Origin of the sequence: Halomonas sp. AOP43-A1-21 (assembly GCF_052376775.1) — a bacterium.
GTDB classification, from domain to species: Bacteria; Pseudomonadota; Gammaproteobacteria; order Pseudomonadales; family Halomonadaceae; genus Vreelandella; species Vreelandella colorata.
Genome location: NZ_JBQSWC010000113.1, coordinates 1 through 290 on the forward strand (window position 1 = coordinate 1; position 290 = coordinate 290).

A 290-nucleotide genomic window follows, 5' to 3' on the forward strand; every position below is an offset into this window, starting at 1 on the left:
CCTCGAACCCGACGCTACGTGGGAATACTCCCTTGATGGTGGCGATACCTGGGTCGAGGGTGTCGGTGAGAGTTTTGAGCTTCCCGACGGCACCTATGCGGCGGGCGATGTGATCGCTCGCCAGACGGATACGGCCGGTAATACCAGTGATCTTGGCTCGCTGGGTGCCGTCATTATTGATAGTGCTGCCCCGGATGCGCCGGTGATTGACACCGTCACCGATGTCATCGGCGACAACGGTGAGCCGACCGGGACCACGGTAGTGGGTACCGCTGAGCCGGGCAGTACAG

The 290-nt window shown here is 61.7% G+C and carries 1 protein-coding gene; it reads left to right on the forward strand.

Annotated features, from left to right (window positions below):
- Positions 1 to 290: hypothetical protein (locus tag ACT3R7_RS20785; protein WP_496199474.1), on the forward strand; the 290-nt coding region annotated here is incomplete at both ends.